The organism is Arenimonas malthae CC-JY-1 (assembly GCF_000747075.1).
Classification (GTDB): domain Bacteria; phylum Pseudomonadota; class Gammaproteobacteria; order Xanthomonadales; family Xanthomonadaceae; genus Arenimonas; species Arenimonas malthae.
This window is the reverse complement of sequence record NZ_AVCH01000144.1, coordinates 1-332: the sequence shown is the minus strand read 5'-3', so window position 1 is coordinate 332 and position 332 is coordinate 1. Positions and strand designations below refer to the sequence as shown.

Below are 332 nucleotides of genomic sequence, written 5' to 3'. Positions count from 1 at the left end.
CCTGGTGCCTGGCCAGGCACAGCGCGCCCAGCGGCGTCGGCGCCACCGCCAGCGCGTGCGCCAGGCCCAGCGCGCGCAGGTCGTCGCGCAGCAGGCGCTCGAAGCGCGGCCAGGGGCCGAACAGGCCCAGGCTGCCGCCGACTTCCAGCCACACGGTGTCGGCTTCGTCGCGGCAGACCTGGCCGGAATAGCGGTAGGCCCAGGCGCAGGCGAGATCGAGCAGGCGCGTGGCCTCGGCGTCGTCCCAGGGCAGGGCGGCGAGCTTCGGGCACAGCGCCATCGCCGCCGCCAGCGGCTGGCCGGGGCGGACGCCGGCGGCGCGCGCCGCGTCG

At 78.6% G+C, this 332-nt stretch carries 1 protein-coding gene; it reads right to left on the bottom strand.

Features of this window, described 5'->3' with window-relative positions:
- Window positions 1-332 (bottom strand): Y-family DNA polymerase (locus tag N790_RS06235; protein WP_043802204.1); only part of this gene is annotated, 332 nt, incomplete at both ends.